Genomic DNA, 1,051 nt, shown 5'->3' on the forward strand with positions numbered 1-1,051 from the left:
CGTCGTGCGCTTTGACGTTCTTGAGTTTCTTTTTCGCGTCAGCGCGCAGCTCGTTCGTTTCGCCGGAACGGTAGCGAGAGACCGCTGATCGTGAACGACCGATTTTCTTTGCGACAGCGTCGATTCCACCGAGGCGTTCGATGGCGGCTCGCCGTTGTGCACGTTCGGTGACGTCGGGGTGCGGGATTCGTCCTTGCTGCGCCCAGCGGCGCAGTGTTCGGTCAGATGGGGGCTTTCTCCCGGCGTCGACAGCTGCTTGCCGTAGGCCTTCTTTACCGATTTCGGTACGGATCTGACGTACGGAGACTTTGCTGGTGAGTCCGGCCAATCCCCCACTTTTGACCGATTTCGATTTTTCGACACCACTGGTCGCTGCTGTCGAGACAGATACGTTGAGTCCGTCCAAACCGACGGTCTTCTGTGCGGGTTTGGTAGATCGCGGTTTCGGAAGATGCAGGGCCACTATATGTTTCCTTCATCTTCGTCGGTGAACGCAGCTTTGAGTGCGAGGTTGATCTCGTGGGTGTCGCGGGCGTCGGTCAGCATGACGGTTATGTTTTCGGTGAGCGGGGCGCTCTTTTCCAGAGTCATTTTCCCGAGTGCGTCACTCTCGTCTGCGATGTCGATGCCCAGGGGCAGGGGGTAGACCCAGGAGTCGGTGACGGTGCGCAGTGGCCAACGCCCGGTTTCGCGCGCGATGCGCATCGCGACGCGGCGGCCTCGCCAGCGGCAGTGTGCGATGATCGCTGCTCGCCAGAGCGGCTGATGATGGTGTTGCATTTGTTTGGCGGTCCACATGTCGGGGTTGACCATTCGGCCGATATAACCCTTGTAGCAGGCGCCGATGAACCGTTTCATTGCTGTGTCGCCGGTGTCAACGGCAACTTTGCGGGCCTCTCTCAAGATTTTCGCCCACTTGTCGAGGGCTCGACCCTGTTCGGGGTAGACCCACGCTTCTGCGATGTCGAGGTCGTCGAGTTCTGCGCCGATTCCGCCATCGGCGATGGACGTTTGAAGTGCATCGAGGCTGACGGTGGTGATCCAGGTCTGC

The 1,051-nt window shown here is 59.7% G+C and carries 2 pseudogenes; both read right to left on the reverse strand.

From position 1 onward, the window contains the following. A pseudogene (locus A2J01_RS26395) lies at nucleotides 1-463 on the reverse strand (hypothetical protein); the annotation flags it as partial. Next, nucleotides 463-1,051, reverse strand: a pseudogene (locus A2J01_RS36590) (hypothetical protein); the annotation flags it as partial. The pseudogenes A2J01_RS36590 and A2J01_RS26395, both read right to left, overlap by 1 nt.

Origin of the sequence: Rhodococcus sp. EPR-134 (assembly GCF_001647205.1) — a bacterium.
Lineage (GTDB): Bacteria > Actinomycetota > Actinomycetes > Mycobacteriales > Mycobacteriaceae > Rhodococcus_F > Rhodococcus_F qingshengii.